This window comes from Buttiauxella sp. B2 (assembly GCF_006376615.1).
In the GTDB taxonomy this organism is placed as follows: Bacteria; Pseudomonadota; Gammaproteobacteria; order Enterobacterales; family Enterobacteriaceae; genus Buttiauxella.
On record NZ_VEXQ01000066.1, the window covers coordinates 1 to 1,696 of the forward strand.

General features: G+C 52.5%; 1 rRNA gene. It reads right to left on the minus strand.

Annotation, left to right across the window (positions count from 1 at the left end):
* Nucleotides 1-45: 45 nt before the first annotated feature.
* Nucleotides 46-1,587: ribosomal RNA gene (locus FH968_RS23495) — 16S ribosomal RNA — on the minus strand.
* Nucleotides 1,588-1,696 lie beyond the last annotated feature (109 nt).

A 1,696-nucleotide genomic window follows, 5' to 3' on the forward strand; every position in this document is an offset into this window, starting at 1 on the left:
ATCAGACAATCTGTGTGAGCACTACGCGGGTTTGTATCTTTTAGGTAAGGAGGTGATCCAACCGCAGGTTCCCCTACGGTTACCTTGTTACGACTTCACCCCAGTCATGAATCACAAAGTGGTAAGCGCCCTCCCGAAGGTTAAGCTACCTACTTCTTTTGCAACCCACTCCCATGGTGTGACGGGCGGTGTGTACAAGGCCCGGGAACGTATTCACCGTAGCATTCTGATCTACGATTACTAGCGATTCCGACTTCACGGAGTCGAGTTGCAGACTCCGATCCGGACTACGACGCACTTTATGAGGTCCGCTTGCTCTCGCGAGGTCGCTTCTCTTTGTATGCGCCATTGTAGCACGTGTGTAGCCCTACTCGTAAGGGCCATGATGACTTGACGTCATCCCCACCTTCCTCCAGTTTATCACTGGCAGTCTCCTTTGAGTTCCCGGCCGAACCGCTGGCAACAAAGGATAAGGGTTGCGCTCGTTGCGGGACTTAACCCAACATTTCACAACACGAGCTGACGACAGCCATGCAGCACCTGTCTCAGAGTTCCCGAAGGCACTAAGCCATCTCTGGCGAATTCTCTGGATGTCAAGAGTAGGTAAGGTTCTTCGCGTTGCATCGAATTAAACCACATGCTCCACCGCTTGTGCGGGCCCCCGTCAATTCATTTGAGTTTTAACCTTGCGGCCGTACTCCCCAGGCGGTCGACTTAACGCGTTAGCTCCGGAAGCCACTCCTCAAGGGAACAACCTCCAAGTCGACATCGTTTACGGCGTGGACTACCAGGGTATCTAATCCTGTTTGCTCCCCACGCTTTCGCACCTGAGCGTCAGTCTTTGTCCAGGGGGCCGCCTTCGCCACCGGTATTCCTCCAGATCTCTACGCATTTCACCGCTACACCTGGAATTCTACCCCCCTCTACAAGACTCTAGCCTGCCAGTTTCGAATGCAGTTCCCAGGTTGAGCCCGGGGATTTCACATCCGACTTGACAGACCGCCTGCGTGCGCTTTACGCCCAGTAATTCCGATTAACGCTTGCACCCTCCGTATTACCGCGGCTGCTGGCACGGAGTTAGCCGGTGCTTCTTCTGCGAGTAACGTCAATCACTGCGGTTATTAACCACAATGCCTTCCTCCTCGCTGAAAGTACTTTACAACCCGAAGGCCTTCTTCATACACGCGGCATGGCTGCATCAGGCTTGCGCCCATTGTGCAATATTCCCCACTGCTGCCTCCCGTAGGAGTCTGGACCGTGTCTCAGTTCCAGTGTGGCTGGTCATCCTCTCAGACCAGCTAGGGATCGTCGCCTAGGTGAGCCATTACCTCACCTACTAGCTAATCCCATCTGGGCACATCTGATGGCAAGAGGCCCGAAGGTCCCCCTCTTTGGTCCGAAGACGTTATGCGGTATTAGCTACCGTTTCCAGTAGTTATCCCCCTCCATCAGGCAGTTTCCCAGACATTACTCACCCGTCCGCCGCTCGTCAGCAGATTAGCAAGCTAATCCCTGTTACCGCTCGACTTGCATGTGTTAGGCCTGCCGCCAGCGTTCAATCTGAGCCATGATCAAACTCTTCAATTAAAAGCTTGATTTGCTTCAACTCGTGAAGCGGTGCTCAAAAATTAACTTTCGTAATAATTCAACTAAATGAATTACTGCTTGGTCACTCTTCAAGACTTGATATTTTTTT